Genomic DNA, 15627 nt, shown 5'->3' with positions numbered 1-15627 from the left:
TACCCCGACGGGGCCGCCTACCTCAGGCGGCAACCAGGCCGCGCAGCCGCTCGTCGCGCGGCCAGGCACCGGCCCAGACGAGGACGGCGGTGGCGATGGCGAAGACGGTGTTGAAGGCGGGCTGCCCGAAGACCAGGTTCACGGTGACCGCGCCGCCGAGGTAGGCGGTGATCAGGACCGTCCCCATGGCCCGGGTGGCCGGCACGTGGTACGCGACCAGCGACAGGCCGAGGACGACACCGCAGACCACCGGGAACCAGCCCGGCGCGCCGATCTTGTCGTTGAAGTCCATGACCGGTTCGACCCGCAGCAGGTGCGTCACGATGTCGAAGCCGAGGAACAGGGTGACCAGGACGGTGATGACCCAGCCGGCTCGTTGTGCGTACGTGCTCATCTCGATCTCCTCAGACGTGGGTGGTGATGCTCTTACCCACGCGTCGAGCGTGCACCGGCGATCTCGACATCGCCTTTCGCTATTTTTCGGCGGTCATTTCTTCAGGGCCGCGGCGGCGACCTTCAGATCGGCGACCAGACCGTCGTACGTCGCCTGCCGCTCGTCCTCCGCGCGGAGGACGGCCGAGGGGTGGGTCGTCGCGAGGACCCACGGGTCGAGGGTCGCCGATGCGATGGCCTCGGGCCACTCGAGGAGGTGACCGCGGGCCTCGCCGACGCGGAAGGACGAGCCGAACAGTGCCTTGCCGGCGGTGCCGCCGAGCAGGACGACGCCGGCGGGACGTACCAGGTCCAGCTCTGCGGCCAGCCACGGCGCACAGGCGCCGACCTGCTTGCTGGTGGGCGACTGGTGGATGCGGCGCTTGCCCGAGAGGCGGTGGCGGAAGTGCTTGACCACGTTCGTCGTGTACGTCGCCTCCGGATCGATCCCGGCATCCGCGAGCGCCTCGTGGAGGATGCCGCCCGCCGGACCGACGAACGGCTCGCCCTCGCGGTCCTCCCGATCACCCGGCTGCTCACCGAGCAGCATCAACGGGGCGGGCGTGGGGCCCTCGCCCATCACGCCCTGGGTGGCGTCACGATAGAGCTCGCAGCCGCGGCACTCCTGGACGGCGCTGCGCAGGTCGGTCAGGGTCGGCGACTGCGGCACCCACTCCGCGGCGCTCACGAGACTCACGAACCCAGCGGGTCGTGTCCGACGTTCATCAGCCGGCGGCGCCAGTGCGCGTCGCCCGCGGTCGGCTCCCACTGGCCGGTGTCCCCGCCGCGCAGGTCGGTGACCTTGTCGACGACGCGCCGCATCACGTCCACGTCGTCCGGAGTCACATCGGCCCGACGCTTGCCGAGGATGTCGGCCACCCGGTGACCGAGCGCGCTCCCGGCCCGGTCCGGCTCGGTCTCGGTCGTCTCCCCCGCACCCTGCACGGCGAGCCACTTCCGCAGGTCGCGCGAGGTCATGTTCACCGCGCGGTGAAAGTTCTCCCAGAGCCTGTCGTCGACGATCGTCTCGGCCATCTCGTGCCTCCTTCGAGCTTGTTCACCGTCCCGGTACCCTCGCGAGCGACTGTGAACTCCCGCAGGCGCCGCACTTTCCCGCCATGGTGGGAGAGTGACAGTGATTCGGCGTAGGTGAGCCAGCAGATCCCCGCCATGGCGGGGAAATGACATCGACTCGACCTCAAGAGGCCAGCAGATCCCCGCCATGGCGGGAAATTGCCGCGCCGCGCGTCACCCCAGAAGAGCCCGAGCCTCCGGCGACTCGTAGAAGCTCGTCAGCCGACGACGGACCAGCTGCTCGAGGACGCCGGCCTCGGCGAGCGCCTCGATGACCGGCGGCCCGAAGCGGAGGGCCTCCTCGATCAGGTCGTCACGACCCAGGCCCCACTCCTCCAGGAGCCGGTCGAGGGTGAAGCTCCCGTAGGTGTCGAAGAAGAAGTCGACCCCCGTGTCGACCAGGGCCTGCAGGTAGTCGGAGTCCCGGACGTCGAGCCAGACCTGGTAGAGCCCGACGAAGAGTGCGACCAGCTGCTCGTCGTCGATCAGGTCGGCGAGCTCGCGCACCGGACGGGTCGCGAGCGCGTCCCAGACCTCCAGCAGCGCGTCGTGCACCTCCTCGTCGGTCACCGAGCTGGCGGCGGTGTCGGACAGATAGCCGAGGAGCGCCCCGGCTCCCCGCTCCGCGAGCTCGCGGGCGCTCTGGTCGACAGCCGCGCCGACCGGGGTGCCCTTGACCGTGTCCGCCATCCGGCCGGCGACGCGTTCGGCGATCGAGAAGCCGAAGGCACCTCCCGGGAGGTTGTCGGCGAGCCGACGTCCGGTGTCGACGGCGCCCCGGGCGGTGCCGCGCATCAAGGTGCCGACGCCGGCCTGGATCCCGGAGTTCTCGGCCAGGCTGCGTAGGACCTGCTGGCGCAGCGTACGCATCTCGACGAGGGCCTCGACCAGCTCCGCGATCCGCGGCCGGCTGACCACCTTGCCCAGCTGGGTGTCGTTGGCGGGGTGCGCCCTCAGCCGCGTCGCGAGCGCCCCGGCGATCTCCGGGATCGCGCCCGGGAGCCGGAAGGTGCTGACGTACTTGAGCGCGACCTCCTTGATCAGGTCACGCGGCATCACCTGGTCGAGCGTCAGGTCACTGGCAGCGCGCAGCGCGAAGTCGATCTCGCCGGTGACGAGATCGAGGAAACGTACGCCACGGATCGCCGCCATCTCGTGGGCGACATGGGCGTCGAGGAGTCGTCGAGCGAGGTCCGGCTCAGTCATGGACGACATTGTCCACGGCCGGGACCGCTCGACGACTCATTCCCACTCGATGGTGCCCGGCGGCTTCGAGGTGATGTCGACGGTGACCCGGTTGATCTCGCTCACCTCGTTGGTGATCCGGGTGGAGATGCGCTCCATGACGTCGTAGGGCAGCCGGGCCCAGTCGGCGGTCATCGCGTCCTCGGAGGTGACCGGGCGGAGCACGACGGGGTGGCCGTAGGTGCGGCCGTCGCCCTGGACGCCGACGGAGCGGACGTCGGCGAGCAGCACGACCGGCATCTGCCAGATGTCGCGGTCGAGGCCGGCGCGGGTCATCTCCTCGCGGGCGATCGCGTCGGCCTCACGCAGAATGTCGAGCCGCTCCTTGGTGACCTCGCCGATGATGCGGATGCCCAGGCCGGGGCCGGGGAACGGCTGGCGCTGGACGATCTCGTCGGGCAGGCCGAGCTGGGAGCCGACGGCGCGCACCTCGTCCTTGAAGAGCTCACGCAGCGGCTCGACCAGCTCGAACTCGAGGTCCTCGGGGAGGCCGCCGACGTTGTGGTGGGACTTGATGTTGGAGGTGCCGGCGCCGCCCCCGGACTCGACGACGTCGGGGTAGAGCGTGCCCTGGACGAGGAAGGCGACCTTCTCGTCGGAGTCGCCCAGGATCTCGACCTCGGCACGCTCGAAGCAGCGGATGAACTCTCGCCCGATGATCTTGCGCTTCTCCTCCGGGTCGGTGACCCCGGCGAGCGCGTCGAGGAACTCCTTCTCGGCGTCGACGATCTTCAGCTCGGCGCCGGTCGACTCCCGGAACGCCTTCTCGATCGCGACCGACTCGTTCTTCCGCATCAGGCCGTGGTCGACGTAGACGCAGGTCAGCCGTTCACCGATCGCCTTGGCGACGATGGCGGCCGCGACCGCGGAGTCGACGCCGCCGGAGAGCGCGCAGATCGCGCGGTGGTCGCCGATCTGCTGGCGGACCCGCTCGATCTGGTCCTCGGCGATGTTGCCGATCGTCCAGGTCTGACGGCACTGCGCGATGTCCCACAGGAAGTGCTCGAGGACCTGCTGCCCGTGCTCGGAGTGGAGCACCTCGGGGTGCCACTGCACGCCCGCCAGCTGCTTGTCGACGTTCTCGAAGGCCGCGACCGGGGTGTCGGCCGTGCTCGCGAGCACGGTGAAGCCCTCGGGCGCCTCGGAGACCGAGTCGCCGTGCGACATCCAGACGTTGTGGGCCGGCGGCATGTCCCGGAGCAGGGTGCCGGGGACGCCGACGGTGACGGGGGTCCGGCCGTACTCCCGGGCGCCGTTGTCGTCGACGGTGCCGCCCAGACCCTGGGCCATCAGCTGGAATCCGTAGCACATCCCGAAGACCGGGGTGCCCGCGGTGAACAGGCTGTTGTCGATGGCGGGGGCGCCCTCGGCGTACACGCTCGAGGGACCGCCGGAGAGGATGATCGCCTTCGGGTTCTTGGCGAGCATCTCCTCGACCGGCATCGAGTGGGGCACGATCTCGGAGTAGACCTTCGCCTCACGAACGCGGCGTGCGATCAGCTGCGCATACTGCGCGCCGAAGTCCACCACGAGAACCAGATCGTGCTCTTCCGCCCCAGGAGCCTGCGTCATGCACGAATCCTAACGACGGGTCGCTTCGTCCGTGAAATGCACCAGGGCCCGACCGGGGAGGGAGGTGGTCGGGCCCTGATTGCCCGAGGCATCACTGTCCCGGACTGAAGACCCGGCATGTATTAGGGAGGGAGCAATCCCGGGTCTGATCACTCCAACGAACCCTCTTAACCACGGTTACGGGTCAACCAAAAACTTCCTGCCAGAAACTTCGTGCGCCGCGGTATCACTACGGCAACAGTCTGGTCACCGAACGTCAACGATGGGCAGCTGCAGCGCCGCCGGAGCGGTGGCGGGCACCGCCGGCGAGGCCGGCCGGACCGGCTGGATCCGGGTGTAACCCGCACCCAGCTCCGGGCGCGGGTCGGCCTGGTCCTTGTTGGGCCAGAACGCCATCGCCCGCTCGGCCTGCGCGGTGATCGTCAGCGACGGGTTCACGCCCAGGTTGGCGGAGATCGCGGAACCGTCGACGACGTGCAGACCGGTGTAGCCGTAGAGCCGCTGGTAGGGATCGATGACACCGGTCTCCACCGAGTCGCCGATGGTGCAGCCGCCGATGAAGTGGGCCGTCATCGGCTTGTTGAACGGCTCCCCGATCGTGCCGCCCGCATAGCCCGGCTTCTCACCCCTGCTCATCACCCCGGCCATCTTCCGCACGGCGTCGAGGCCGGCGGGGATCCAGGTCGGGTTGGGCTTGCCGTGGCCCTGCTTCGACGACATCCGCCACCCGAAGACCGTGCGCTTCGGGAAGGTCGTGATCGAGTTGTCGAGCGCCTGCATGACCAGCGCGATGACGGTGCGCTCGGACCAGTGCTTGAAGTCGTAGAACGTACGCAGCGAGCGCCGCTGCAGCCACATCTCCTTGAGCCAGCGCTGGAACCGCCGGGGACCACCTTCGGTGAGCACCGTCTGCATGGCCGCGATCGCGTTGCTGCCGTGGCCGTAGCGGACCGGCTCGATGTGGGTGTGCTCGTCGGGGTGCCACGAGGAGGTGATCGCCACGCCCTCGGTGTAGTCGATGGCGTTGTCCGGCGCGATCGCACCGAGGATCGACTCGGAGTTGGTGCGGGTCAGCTCGCCGAGACGGTCGGAGATCTGCGACAGATCGCCGGTGCGCTTGAGCTTGTGGAGCAGCTTCTGGGTGCCGAGCGAGGCCGCCGAGAAGATCACCTGGTCGGCGGTGAACCGCTTCGTCCGGCCCAGGCCGAGCTTGGCCTTGGTGGAACGGGTCTCGACGACGTACCCGGTTCCGGTCTTGGCCGGGTAGACGCGGGTGACCGTGGTCAGCGGGTGCACCTCGGCGCCGTTCTTCTCGGCCAGGTAGAGGTAGTTCTTGACCAGGGTGTTCTTCGCGTTGTGGCGGCAGCCGGTCATGCACTCGCCACAGTTCGTGCAGGTACGCCGGTCGGGACCCTCCCCTCCGAAGTAGGGGTCCGCGACCTCCTGCCCGGGCACGTGGCCCGGGCCTCCGAAGAAGACGCCGACCGGCGCCTTGTGGAAGGTGTCACCGCGTCCGGCCTCGGCCGCGACCTTCTGCATGACCTCGTCGGCTGGGGTCATGTGGGGGTAGAGGTTGACGCCGAGCATCCGCTTGGCCTGCTCGTAGTAGGGGGCGAGCTCGTCCTTCCAGTTGGTGATGTGGCTCCAGGAAGGGTCCTCGTAGAACGGGTCGAGCGGCTCGTAGAGCGTGTTCGCGTAGACCAGCGACCCGCCGCCGACCCCGGCACCGGCCATGATCACGGCGTCCTTGACCATGTCGATGCGCTGGATGCCGTAGCAGCCGATCGCCGGCGCCCAGAGGTACTTGCGCAGGTCGAAGGAGGTGTCGGGCAACTCGTCGTCGGCGAAGCGCCGACCCGCCTCGAGCACACCGACCTTGTAGCCCTTCTCGGTCAGGCGCAGCGCACTGACCGATCCCCCGAAACCCGACCCGATGATGAGTACGTCGTAGTGGGTCATGCGCGGCCCAGCGACTTCAGCACCCGCAGCGAGGCGGTCATGAACTTGGCGTACGCCTGGTCGCTCATCCCGAACTGCGGCGCGAAGCGCAGCACGGCCTGCGAGGCGACCGACTGGGTCTCGGTGTAGCGGAGGATGCCCTCGACGCCCTGGCGACGACCCTGGCCGGACTCGCGCATGCCGCCCATGGGGGCGTCGATGCTCGCGAAGGTGGCGCCGAAGGCCTCGTTGATGTTGATCGTGCCGCACTTGATCTGGCGGGCGATGCGACGGGCGCGGGCGGTGTCGCGGCTGTAGATCGAGCCGTTGAGGCCGTACTCGCCGTCGTTCGCGCGCTCGATCGCCTCCTCCTCGCTGTGGAAGCGGTAGATCGAGACGACCGGACCGAAGGTCTCGTTGCCGAAGCAGGTCATCTCCGGGGTGACGCCCTCGAGGATGGTCGGCTCGAAGAAGAACGGCGCCAGGTCGGGGCGGGCCTTGCCGCCGGCGAGCACACGCGCGCCCTTGGAGACGGCGTCCTCGACGTGGGCGGTCGCGGTGTCGACCTGCGCCTGCGAGATCAGGGTGCCCATGTCGTTCTCCCACCCGAGGGTGGCACCGAGGGTCATCGCCTGGGTGCGGGCGACGAAGCGCTCCACGAACCGGTCGTAGACCTGGTCGTCGACGAAGAGCCGCTCGACGCTCACGCACAGCTGGCCGGAGTTGGAGAAGACCGCGCGGGTCGCACCCTCGGCCGCCTTCTCGATGTCGGCGTCCTTCAGGATCAGCATCGGGTTCTTGCCGCCGAGCTCCAGGCTGGCGCCGATCAGTCGCTCCGCGGCCTGCTTGGCGACGATCTTGCCGGTGTTGGTCGAGCCGGTGAAGCAGACGTAGTCGGCCCGCTGGATGATGCTGGTGCCGACCTTCGAGCCCGGTCCGGCGACGACGGTCCACAGGTTCTCCGGGAGGCCGGCCTCCTCGAGCAACTCGGCACCGAGGAGCGCACTGAGCATGGTCTGCGAGTCGGGCTTGATGACCACCGCGTTGCCGGCGGCGATCGCGGCCAGGCCGTCGCACAGCGCCATCGTGAACGGGTAGTTCCACGGGCTGATGATGCCGACGACACCCTTCGGGACGTGGTTGAGCTCGACCCGGGTGAGCATCGGGATGACGCCGAGCTTGCGCTCGGTGTCGAGGATCTTGCTGCTCCTGCGCCCGTAGTAGCGAGCGGTCAGCGCGATGTGCAGCGGCTCGTCGAAGGCGTGCTTGCGGGCCTTGCCCGACTCCAGCACGATCAGGTCGAGGATCTCGTCCTGCCGGTCGAGGACGAGGTCGTGCAGCCTGATCAGGATGCGCTCGCGCTCGGCGACTGGCGTCGCCGCCCACTTCTCCTGCGCCACCCGCGCCTTGGCGAAGGCGGCCGCGACATCGTCGTCGCTCGACTGCGGGATGTGCGCCAGCGGCGCCCCGTTGAGCGGACTGATGACCTCTCGGGACTCCCCGGTGGTCGCCACGACACGGCCGGTCAGGCGGGAGACGTAGTCAGGCTCGAGGGCCAGGGACGCCGTGGCGTCGTGCTCGGGATCGAGCGGGCCCTCGACGATCGGGCCGCCGGAAGAAGTCGGGTTGGATGCGCTCATGTACCGAGAGTATGTGACCGGCGTCTCGGAAGCCAGACATGCGTCCCACTAACTGGCCGATCGAACCGTCACTGACGGGTCCAGCCGACCCGCGCACCTACGCGACTTGGCACGTCAGGCTTCGCAACCTGACCGATCACATCATCAGGAAGCAACCCGGTGCGGGAGGACCCCGCAGCCCGGCAAAGTAGGCGCAGGGATCACTCGCGTGGGCGGCCGCCCACCGCCGGCCGCTGGACAGGTCGAACGGGCCTCAACCGAGAGCCGCAACCCGTATAGGAGCGGCAGAGAACCTGGGGCGCTTCACCTATCCGTGCAGCAGTCCTTCCCGCGTTTCGGGCGCAGCCGTGCGGTCCACGAAGGTGGGTGCGACGAACGTCGTCGAAGTGGTCTGCCTGATCGCCAACGACCGCATCGCCATGCCCCCGCACACCCGGCCACTCATCGCGCCGAGGACAGCTCTTCGATCGCCAACGCAACCCAGCTGTCAAAACCCCCGGCGACTCCCGCCAGGAGGTCAACGACCTTCTCTACGCGATCGCCTGAGCCCTGGACACCAGTAGCTCGAATCGCCATCTCAACGGCGGCGACCTGCTTGCTGCTCAACCTCTGTCGCCAGTCCACGGACGCAAGCAGGTTCTCCGCCGGGTCTCGACGCAACTGTCCAAGGATCTCTCTCAGAACAGGCATGCGACTAGGAGCGACCAAGCCGAGCCCGTCAAGGAAGGCTGCCCCCCGAGAACGGCAAGCCTGCACGAACTGCGCTTCGTTCACTATGACCGGTGAGCCGTAACTCGAGTCATTGAGTCGCAACTCAACTCCTTCAGAAACACGCTGCATGCCCAACTCGAGTGGCTGATCCGAAAACTGCAGAGCACCGTCACCTGTCGACCTCAAATTCTCAACGGCCGCGGCCAGATCTGCCCAGAGCAAGTAAAGGTAATCCCAATGGTTGGCGCCGAGAACCTGCTCACCCTGGACAACCAGTTCAATGTAGCCCTCGATCGAGACCAGGTCGACTTCATCGCCACCCGCGGCGTCCCGAATCCATTCCTCGGCAAGAATGGCGCCGCCGTTCGGCAAGCGAACAAATGAACGGATCTCAATCATAGCTTCTCCTAATGCGGGAAGAACTGCACGATGCGACCACCGTCGACGGTCATTGTGTAGTCGCGCCCACGATAAGTGCGAACCACCTTGGTCGGCATATCTACGCCACGACAGCCGATCAGGCCCCGGTTCTGCCGGAAGACAGCGCCAATGGCCGCCTCCGGTTGCCCGGCTCAATTCTTGGAGATTCTCTCAATCCGGCCCATGGCCAAGCGGAAGATCCTGACATATGCCGCCCTGACATCCGGATCTCGATCGATCCGCGGGAGTTGTTCGTAGCGAGCAGGGTCAACGTCAATGGTTGCGACGCCACCTGCTGATTCACCTGCAGCAGTAGTGAACAGAACCAAGCATCGATAGACGTGGGCACCTCCGCCGCGTTGCTCACGCATGAACGACTGCAGGAGCACGTGGTCCTCCTTGACCTGACTGCGCAACGCGTCAGCCGATGACCACCGCGTGCCCCAGCCACGCTCCTCAGCGTCCCGCTGCAACTCCATCAGCACCCCGAAGTCGAGCTGGCACACCTTGAAGTCCGGGTCTGTCGAGTCGATCAGCGGCATGGCTACTCGATCCCCCAGACGGTAATTGGGGTGTCCGGGTCGATCCGGCCATCACCAACACGACGTATCAGCTCGCCCCACCTGTGGTGCCCGTCGACGATCGTTCCGCCTCTCGTGAGGTTGATCCCCTCTCCTTCCCCAACACTGATTAGCCCTGGGTTTCATGGAGGCTCCGTTACATGTCTCTGGGGTCACAAGGAAGGTAACCAGGAGGACGAACTGAGCACCTCAACTCGGACGGCATGCCGTTCACACTATCCCTTCGTTCCATGCCCTGAACGGCTCTCGCCATGCAAGGCTTGGCGCAACCACAGCAAGTGCTTGGGCCGTTTCTCGGGCTAGGTCAGTCAGCATCCTGATCAACTCTTCACGCGCAACGTGTTCGACCTCGTGCTCGGGGGCAGGTTGCCATCCGGACTGCGAGACACAACGAACCTCAACCGGATCACCACCGCCGAAGCTCAACCGGCACTCGACTCCCTGCCCATAGAGGTCGACCTCCCCGACTTGACCCTCCCGGACAGACGCCATCAGATCCGGGGTGGCCTCGAGGAAGGTGGAGAGATCGTACGCCACATCGACGGACCACTGTTTTCGACCGAAGCCCTCGATGCAGAACTCGGAACCCGCGGCAGCGGCCAATACCCCACAAGCAGCGATCGTGACTGCGAACGGGTCGTCCTCGACGACAAGTGCCGTCGCTTCCTCCCGCTGCCCAGCGGTAGGAGTTCCAGGCCGAAAGAACACACGGAAGCCCATCGTCATGACCCACCACAGGGTAGGCGGTATTGAGGACGCCACCCCGCTCCTCGGCGACTTCGGCCTCGAGGCGGGCGACCTTCTCCTCCGGCGACTCATCCCAGGTCGAGCGCTTCGATTGCCGCTGGCCCGGCCGGGCGCCGGTCGTCCTGGCGGGGCCATCGCCGGCTGTCTTCTTGCCCGTCCCAGGTCCTCGACGCAGTAGGCCAGGGTTCCATGGGGCTGCCGCGATGTACTTCAACGTCGCACCCGGAATGGACTCGTACAAGTCGACGGCCTGCCGACGAAACCCCGTTGAATCGTTTCCGCAGGACACAGTTCCGGACCATCTCGCTTCCCCAGCAGGTCCTAGGTTCGGCGTGTCTAGGAACAAGGGCCAGGCCGTTACGTCCCTCACTCCGATTGGGTGAACATCGCAATGTCGTCGAGCGCGTTCTCAGCGTTGCCTGCCGCTACCGGGTCTGCTTGCAAGGCGTTCAACCTGGGAATGACCGCCGCACGATCGATCGAGCCGTGCACCCGCGCCACATGCCCCAAGCCAAGAGCCGCGACAGCCCTGACCGACCCGTCTTGATCGAAGGTCAGCGCGAGTAGCTTCTGGTCAACCCACCGCCTGTCCGAATCCCCAAGTGCGACTGCCACGATCGCCTCGCGCAGTCGCGAGAGGTCCCTGGCTTGCTCTGCGTGCTCAAGCTCTTGGCGGTCCGAAGGCCCCGGTTGAGAGAACTGCAGACTCACAGCATCTTCCCCTTTCTGTTGGCCAAGCCACCGCGAATGAGGGCGTTCTGCATCTGTTGGTTCAACTCGGCCCACGAACGCACGTGCCCATGAAACTCAGCTTTGCCAGGATGTGTCTCATCAAACACAACAAACTCGCCATTGTCCTTATCTACCCCAACGCGTCGGGTCGTGTTGGGTCCGATCCCTACCGACATGTCCAACGCGCCCTGGACCGTTCTCAAGATCTGTTACCAGCGCGTAGCAATACGGTCACCCACCGATCCCATAACCCGCGCCACGTCTATCCGAACCGTTACTACGCGAAGCTGGCTGGCAGACGTCAACTGGCTCGACATACCTCCGCGGCCCACCACAGATAGTCGTGCTGCTCGGCCGGAAGGTCGATGACGACACGGTCCAGGGGCAGCCTGTCGAGGGCGTGCACGGTGCATTGCTCCGCGGGGGTTGCCCGGTAGACATAGGCGTCCAACGGCCACTTCGTACGCAGCCACTCGTCGAGCCGCTCGGCGACCGACGCGCCGAGCCCGGGCGCACGGTCCTGGCGGAGCCAGTAGCTGACCCGGGCGGTGGAGCCACCTGCGTACCGGAGGAGGGTCTGGGCGTCGGCCCCCATCGCCTCCAGGTAGGGGTACAGCGGCTGCACGTAGAGGCAGCCGAGCGAGGAGGTGCCCTCGGGGTCGAGGAAGAGGTAGGTGAAGGCGCGTTTCGCCTGGTGGTCGGACCAGTGCCGGATCACCAGCGGAAGGTTGTCCTCGGTGCCGAAGCCCTCCAGCGGCCACCGGCCACAGCTGTGGTCGCGGATGACGTCCGGGCTGGCCAGGTAGGCCTCGGTGTCCAGGTCGAGCAGCTCGGGACGCAGCGGGGCGAGCACGAAATCTTCGGTGGCCAGCGGCTCGGGGGGATCTGCGACCAGGAACATGGCGTCAGAGTGCTACGTCAACCGCTTGGTCCGCCACGGCAATTCGGCTCGCCTTGAATTGATCTCGACCCGCGGATGCGGCTTCGCAAGCTCAGCCGCACGCTCGCTCGATCTCTTCGCGTTGCGACCCTGCTCCTTCGTCGCAGGGTCGCAGGCTCAGACCTCCACCTCGTGCCGGGCGCGGTCGGCCTCCTCGTCGGTGACCTGGAGCTGGGAGAGACGCTCGGCCTCGATGCGGCGCAGGTAGTGGTCGACCTCCTCCTTGGCGCGCTGCTCGTCCCAGCCGAGCTCGTCGGCCATGATCTTGGCGACGGCCGGAGCAGCGCGTACGCCGCGGTCGAAGGTCTCCATCGAGATCCTGGTGCGGCGCTCGAGCACGTCGTCGAGGTGACGGGCGCCCTCGTGGGTGACGGCGTAGACGACCTCGGCGGCGAGGTAGTCCTCGGCGCCTTCGAGGGGCAGGGCGAGGGGGCGGCGCTCCTGGATGAGGTCGAGCACGTCGTCGATCAGGCCGCCGTGACGGCCCAGGAGGTGGTCGATCCGGGCGACGTGGAGGCCGGAGCGGCGGGCGAGCAGGACGCGCTGGTTCGAGCGGGTCTCGAAGCCCTCGGCTCCGACCAGCCGCACCTTGTCGGTGATCGAGTCGCGCAGGGTCATGTTGGTGGTGGTGCCGAGCGAGTGGGCCGCCGCGTCGACGGCGTCGCGCGCCATCACCCGATAGGTGGTCAGCTTGCCGCCGGCGATCAGCACCAGCCCGGGCAGCGGGGTGACCACGGTGTGCTCGCGGCTGAGGCCGGCGGTCTGGTCGGACTCGCCGGTGAGGAGCGGGCGGAGCCCGGCGTACACGCCCTCGACGTCCTCGAGGTCGAGCGGCTCGCGCAGGATCGCGTTGACGTGCTCGAGGACGTACTCGATGTCGGTCTTGGAGGCCGCCGGGTGAGCGAGGTCGTAGGTCCAGGGGGTGTCGGTGGTGCCGATGATCCAGTGGCGGCCCCACGGGATGACGAAGAGGACCGACTTCTCGGTGCGGACGATGAAGCCCGACTCGGAGCGGATCCGGTCGCGTGGGACGACGAGGTGGATGCCCTTGGACGCCTTGACGTGCAGGGCGCCGCGGCCGCCGACCATCGCCTGGATGTCGTCGGTCCACACCCCGGCGGCGTTGACGACGGTCTTGGCCCGGATGACCAGGTCCTGGTCGTGCTCGAGGTCGCGGGCACGGACGCCGACGACCCGCTCGCCCTCGCGCAGGAACCCGGTCACCTGGACCCGGGTCGCGATGTGGGCGCCGTGGGAGGCGGCGGTGCGGGCGATCGTCATGACCAGGCGGGCGTCGTCGACCTGGGCGTCGTAGTACTGGATCGCGCCGGTGATCGCGTCGGTGTTGAAGTCGGGGGCGATCCGGGCGACGCCCCGACGGGTGAGGTGGCGGTGGCGCGGGAGGCCGGAGTTGCCGAGCCCGGAGAGCGGGCCGAAGCTCGCCATCCCGTCGTAGAGCGCGAGGCCCGCGCCGATGTAGGCGCGCTCCCAGACTGGGTTGGTCAGCGGGTAGAGGAACGGCACCGGCCGGACCAGGTGCGGGGCCAGGGTGTTGAGCAGCAGACCGCGCTCCTGGAGCGCCTCGCGGACCAGCTCGAAGTCGAGCATCTCGAGGTAGCGAAGCCCGCCGTGGACGAGCTTCGAGCTGCGCGAGCTCGTTCCCGAGGCCAGGTCGCGCTGCTCCACCAGGCCCGTGCTGAGGCCTCTGGTGACGGCGTCCAGCGCCACTCCGGCGCCGGTCACACCTCCGCCGACGACGAGTACGTCGAGCTCGGTCTCTCCCGCCGCACCGACCATCGTGCCGATCGCGAGATCGCGGCTGTGTGGACTCAGTGCCCCAGTACGAGTCATACGTTCGAAGTTAACTCACCACGCCGAATTGTCACTTCTGGCGCGCGAGAAGTTCACCGGCGCCGGCTGATAAGTCACACCGCTGTCACAGACGGGCGGCGCTGACCAGGGTGGCGAGCCTGTCCGGAGCCATCGGCTCCTCGACGACGAGCATCTTGTCGCCGTCGGCGTGGATCATCGGGCGGGCGCCGTCCGGCTCCGGAGGCGCGGTGGCGATCGCCACGTGGGTGACCCTGTCCCCGGGCTCCTGGGCGAAGAAGTAGAGGTCGCCGGCGGTGACGTCGTCGAGGTCGATCGCCTCGAGCGCGACGACCTGATCGCGGGCGTCTCGCGGGAGACGTACGCCGATGGCCCCGGCCGCTCGGAAGACCAGCCCCGAGCAGTCGATGCCGGCGTCGGTGGTGCCGCCCCAGACGTAGGGGACGCCGAGGTAGGTGCGGGCCTTGGCGAGCAAGGTGCCGACGGGCGCGGCGAGGGCGGCCGTCGGCAGCCAGCCGGGATAGCCGCGCTCGTCCTTCGAGGAGGCGTGGGCTGGGACGACGACGTAGGCCCACTCCCCCTGCGTCTTCAGGACGACGACCTCCTCGCCGGGGACGACCTCGGTCTCGTGCTCGGCGTCGGGGGCGGGCTCGGCGACGACGAAGGTGGGCTGGTTGACGGTGGTCATGGGAGGACTCCTTCGATGCCGAGGCCTGGCTGATCAGGGAAGACGATGCGGGGGCCGTCGTAGCTGATCCCGCCGGCATAGGGAGAGCTCCTCGCCCACCAGCCCGCGTCGAGATCCTGCTCGCCGGGGATGCCGGTCGCCGCGACCAGGGCCGCGGCCGCGCCGATGCCGAGATGGGACTCCATCATGCAGCCCACGAGACGGCCGAGACCGTGGCCCTCCGCCACCTCCAGCAGCTCGATCGCGGGCGTGATCCCGCCGCACTTGGCCAGCTTGACGTTGACCGCGTCCGCCGCACCCGCGCGGATCACGTCGACGAGGTCCTCGAGGTCGAAGACCGACTCGTCGGCGAGGATCGTGTAGGGCTGATGACGACGGACGTACGCCATCGCCTCCAGGTCACGCCGGGCCACCGGCTGCTCGACGAACTCCAGCTCGACGCCCTGGTCGGCCAGGGTCGTCAGCACCGCCACCGCCTCGTCCGCGCGCCAGCCGGTGTTGGCGTCGAGACGGAGTACGCAGCCCGGGGCCGCCTCGCGCACCGCGAGCACGCGCCCGGCGTCGCCTGCCGCGTCCGTTCCGACCTTGATCTTGAGCGTCGTGAACCCGTCACCGGCTCGGGCGGCTGCCGCCTCTGCCAGGTCGGCGGGGGTGCCGACGGAGAGGGTCATGTCGGTGGTGAGGTGCGTTGGGATGCCCGGTTCACCGGCCAGGTGCTCGACCATGGACACCCCGGCTCGCCGGGCGACGAGGTCGTGCAGCGCGATGTCGGCGGCCATCTTGGCCGACCGGTTCCCGATGACCGCCCCCTGGATCAGCCCGGCGGACGAAAGATCGGCGGAGGCACCGACCAGCGCGTCCGAGATCGGCCCCTCCAGCGCCGCGACGGACCCGGCGAGCGAGTCGCCGGTGACCCTCCAGACCTGTGGCGCCTCACCCCACCCGACGCACCCGTCGGAGTCCTCGACGGTGGCCACGACCGTCTCCGCGAACTCCGTACGCCGCAGCGCGGTCACGAACGGGGTGTGCAGCGGCACCCGGACGCGCTGCGTGCGCACCGCGACGACCCGAGGCACC

At 68.0% G+C, this 15627-nt stretch carries 15 protein-coding genes; all 15 read right to left on the bottom strand.

Annotated features, from left to right (window positions below; all coding sequences use genetic code 11):
- Nucleotides 1–22: 22 nt before the first annotated feature.
- A complete protein-coding gene (locus ACFVDI_RS16205; RefSeq protein WP_378906750.1) occupies nt 23–394 on the bottom strand; it encodes a DoxX family protein in 372 nt (123 codons plus the stop codon).
- A 93-nt stretch (nt 395–487) separates the two neighbouring features.
- Nucleotides 488–1129, bottom strand: coding sequence for a UdgX family uracil-DNA binding protein (locus ACFVDI_RS16200; RefSeq protein ID WP_378906749.1), 642 nt, complete (start codon nt 1127–1129; stop codon nt 488–490).
- Nucleotides 1126–1467, bottom strand: a complete 342-nt coding sequence (locus ACFVDI_RS16195) for a DUF3140 domain-containing protein (RefSeq protein WP_378906747.1) — start codon at nt 1465–1467, stop codon at nt 1126–1128. Before ACFVDI_RS16195 ends, ACFVDI_RS16200 begins: the two co-directional genes overlap by 4 nt.
- Nucleotides 1468–1680: 213 nt before the next feature.
- Nucleotides 1681–2712, bottom strand: a complete 1032-nt coding sequence (locus ACFVDI_RS16190; RefSeq protein ID WP_378906745.1) for a hypothetical protein — start codon at nt 2710–2712, stop codon at nt 1681–1683.
- A gap of 36 nt (nt 2713–2748) precedes the next feature.
- Complete coding sequence (gene guaA, locus ACFVDI_RS16185; RefSeq protein ID WP_378906743.1) at nt 2749–4323, bottom strand: glutamine-hydrolyzing GMP synthase; 1575 nt, start codon at nt 4321–4323, stop codon at nt 2749–2751.
- A 246-nt stretch (nt 4324–4569) separates the two neighbouring features.
- Complete coding sequence (locus ACFVDI_RS16180; RefSeq protein ID WP_378906741.1) at nt 4570–6282, bottom strand: GMC family oxidoreductase N-terminal domain-containing protein; 1713 nt, start codon at nt 6280–6282, stop codon at nt 4570–4572.
- A complete protein-coding gene (locus ACFVDI_RS16175) occupies nt 6279–7901 on the bottom strand; it encodes a succinic semialdehyde dehydrogenase (RefSeq protein ID WP_378906739.1) in 1623 nt (540 codons plus the stop codon). Before ACFVDI_RS16175 ends, ACFVDI_RS16180 begins: the two co-directional genes overlap by 4 nt.
- A 441-nt stretch (nt 7902–8342) precedes the next feature.
- Nucleotides 8343–9011, bottom strand: coding sequence for a hypothetical protein (locus ACFVDI_RS16170; RefSeq protein ID WP_378906737.1), 669 nt, complete (start codon nt 9009–9011; stop codon nt 8343–8345).
- A gap of 173 nt (nt 9012–9184) precedes the next feature.
- Nucleotides 9185–9574 carry a hypothetical protein gene (locus ACFVDI_RS16165; protein ID WP_378906735.1) on the bottom strand — a complete coding sequence of 130 codons (390 nt, stop codon included), beginning with the start codon at nt 9572–9574 and terminating at the stop codon, nt 9185–9187.
- A gap of 249 nt (nt 9575–9823) precedes the next feature.
- Entirely contained in the window at nt 9824–10339 is a 516-nt protein-coding gene (locus ACFVDI_RS16160) for a hypothetical protein (protein ID WP_378906733.1), read from the bottom strand.
- Nucleotides 10340–10726: 387 nt separating this feature from the next.
- Complete coding sequence (locus ACFVDI_RS16155) at nt 10727–11071, bottom strand: hypothetical protein (RefSeq protein WP_378906731.1); 345 nt, start codon at nt 11069–11071, stop codon at nt 10727–10729.
- A gap of 322 nt (nt 11072–11393) precedes the next feature.
- Nucleotides 11394–11993, bottom strand: coding sequence for a hypothetical protein (locus tag ACFVDI_RS16150; protein ID WP_378906729.1), 600 nt, complete (start codon nt 11991–11993; stop codon nt 11394–11396).
- A gap of 156 nt (nt 11994–12149) precedes the next feature.
- Nucleotides 12150–13883 carry a glycerol-3-phosphate dehydrogenase/oxidase gene (locus tag ACFVDI_RS16145; protein ID WP_378906727.1) on the bottom strand — a complete coding sequence of 578 codons (1734 nt, stop codon included), beginning with the start codon at nt 13881–13883 and terminating at the stop codon, nt 12150–12152.
- An 85-nt stretch (nt 13884–13968) separates the two neighbouring features.
- Nucleotides 13969–14550, bottom strand: coding sequence for a C40 family peptidase (locus ACFVDI_RS16140; protein WP_378906725.1), 582 nt, complete (start codon nt 14548–14550; stop codon nt 13969–13971).
- The gene (locus ACFVDI_RS16135) at nt 14547–15626 is read right to left on the bottom strand and encodes a dipeptide epimerase (RefSeq protein WP_378906723.1); all 1080 of its coding nucleotides are present in this window, start codon (nt 15624–15626) and stop codon (nt 14547–14549) included. The genes ACFVDI_RS16140 and ACFVDI_RS16135 overlap by 4 nt, the downstream gene beginning before the upstream one ends.
- Nucleotide 15627: the final 1 nt, after the last annotated feature.

The organism is Nocardioides sp. NPDC057767, from assembly GCF_042798275.1.
GTDB lineage: Bacteria > Actinomycetota > Actinomycetes > Propionibacteriales > Nocardioidaceae > Nocardioides.
Note: the sequence above shows the minus strand (reverse complement) of the source record. Positions and strands in the feature narration are given on the sequence as shown.

What these genes read in the sequence shown, in the direction of transcription:
- guaA (WP_378906743.1), bottom strand. Translation starts at nt 4,323, where the DNA reads ATGACGCAGGCTCCTGGGGCGGAAGAGCACGATCTGGTTCTCGTGGTG.
- ACFVDI_RS16145 (WP_378906727.1), bottom strand. Translation starts at nt 13,883, where the DNA reads ATGACTCGTACTGGGGCACTGAGTCCACACAGCCGCGATCTCGCGATC.
- ACFVDI_RS16160 (WP_378906733.1), bottom strand. Translation starts at nt 10,339, where the DNA reads ATGACGATGGGCTTCCGTGTGTTCTTTCGGCCTGGAACTCCTACCGCT.
- ACFVDI_RS16140 (WP_378906725.1), bottom strand. Translation starts at nt 14,550, where the DNA reads ATGACCACCGTCAACCAGCCCACCTTCGTCGTCGCCGAGCCCGCCCCC.
- ACFVDI_RS16175 (WP_378906739.1), bottom strand. Translation starts at nt 7,901, where the DNA reads ATGAGCGCATCCAACCCGACTTCTTCCGGCGGCCCGATCGTCGAGGGC.
- ACFVDI_RS16195 (WP_378906747.1), bottom strand. Translation starts at nt 1,467, where the DNA reads ATGGCCGAGACGATCGTCGACGACAGGCTCTGGGAGAACTTTCACCGC.
- ACFVDI_RS16165 (WP_378906735.1), bottom strand. Translation starts at nt 9,574, where the DNA reads ATGCCGCTGATCGACTCGACAGACCCGGACTTCAAGGTGTGCCAGCTC.
- ACFVDI_RS16205 (WP_378906750.1), bottom strand. Translation starts at nt 394, where the DNA reads ATGAGCACGTACGCACAACGAGCCGGCTGGGTCATCACCGTCCTGGTC.
- ACFVDI_RS16170 (WP_378906737.1), bottom strand. Translation starts at nt 9,011, where the DNA reads ATGATTGAGATCCGTTCATTTGTTCGCTTGCCGAACGGCGGCGCCATT.
- ACFVDI_RS16180 (WP_378906741.1), bottom strand. Translation starts at nt 6,282, where the DNA reads ATGACCCACTACGACGTACTCATCATCGGGTCGGGTTTCGGGGGATCG.
- ACFVDI_RS16190 (WP_378906745.1), bottom strand. Translation starts at nt 2,712, where the DNA reads ATGACTGAGCCGGACCTCGCTCGACGACTCCTCGACGCCCATGTCGCC.
- ACFVDI_RS16150 (WP_378906729.1), bottom strand. Translation starts at nt 11,993, where the DNA reads ATGTTCCTGGTCGCAGATCCCCCCGAGCCGCTGGCCACCGAAGATTTC.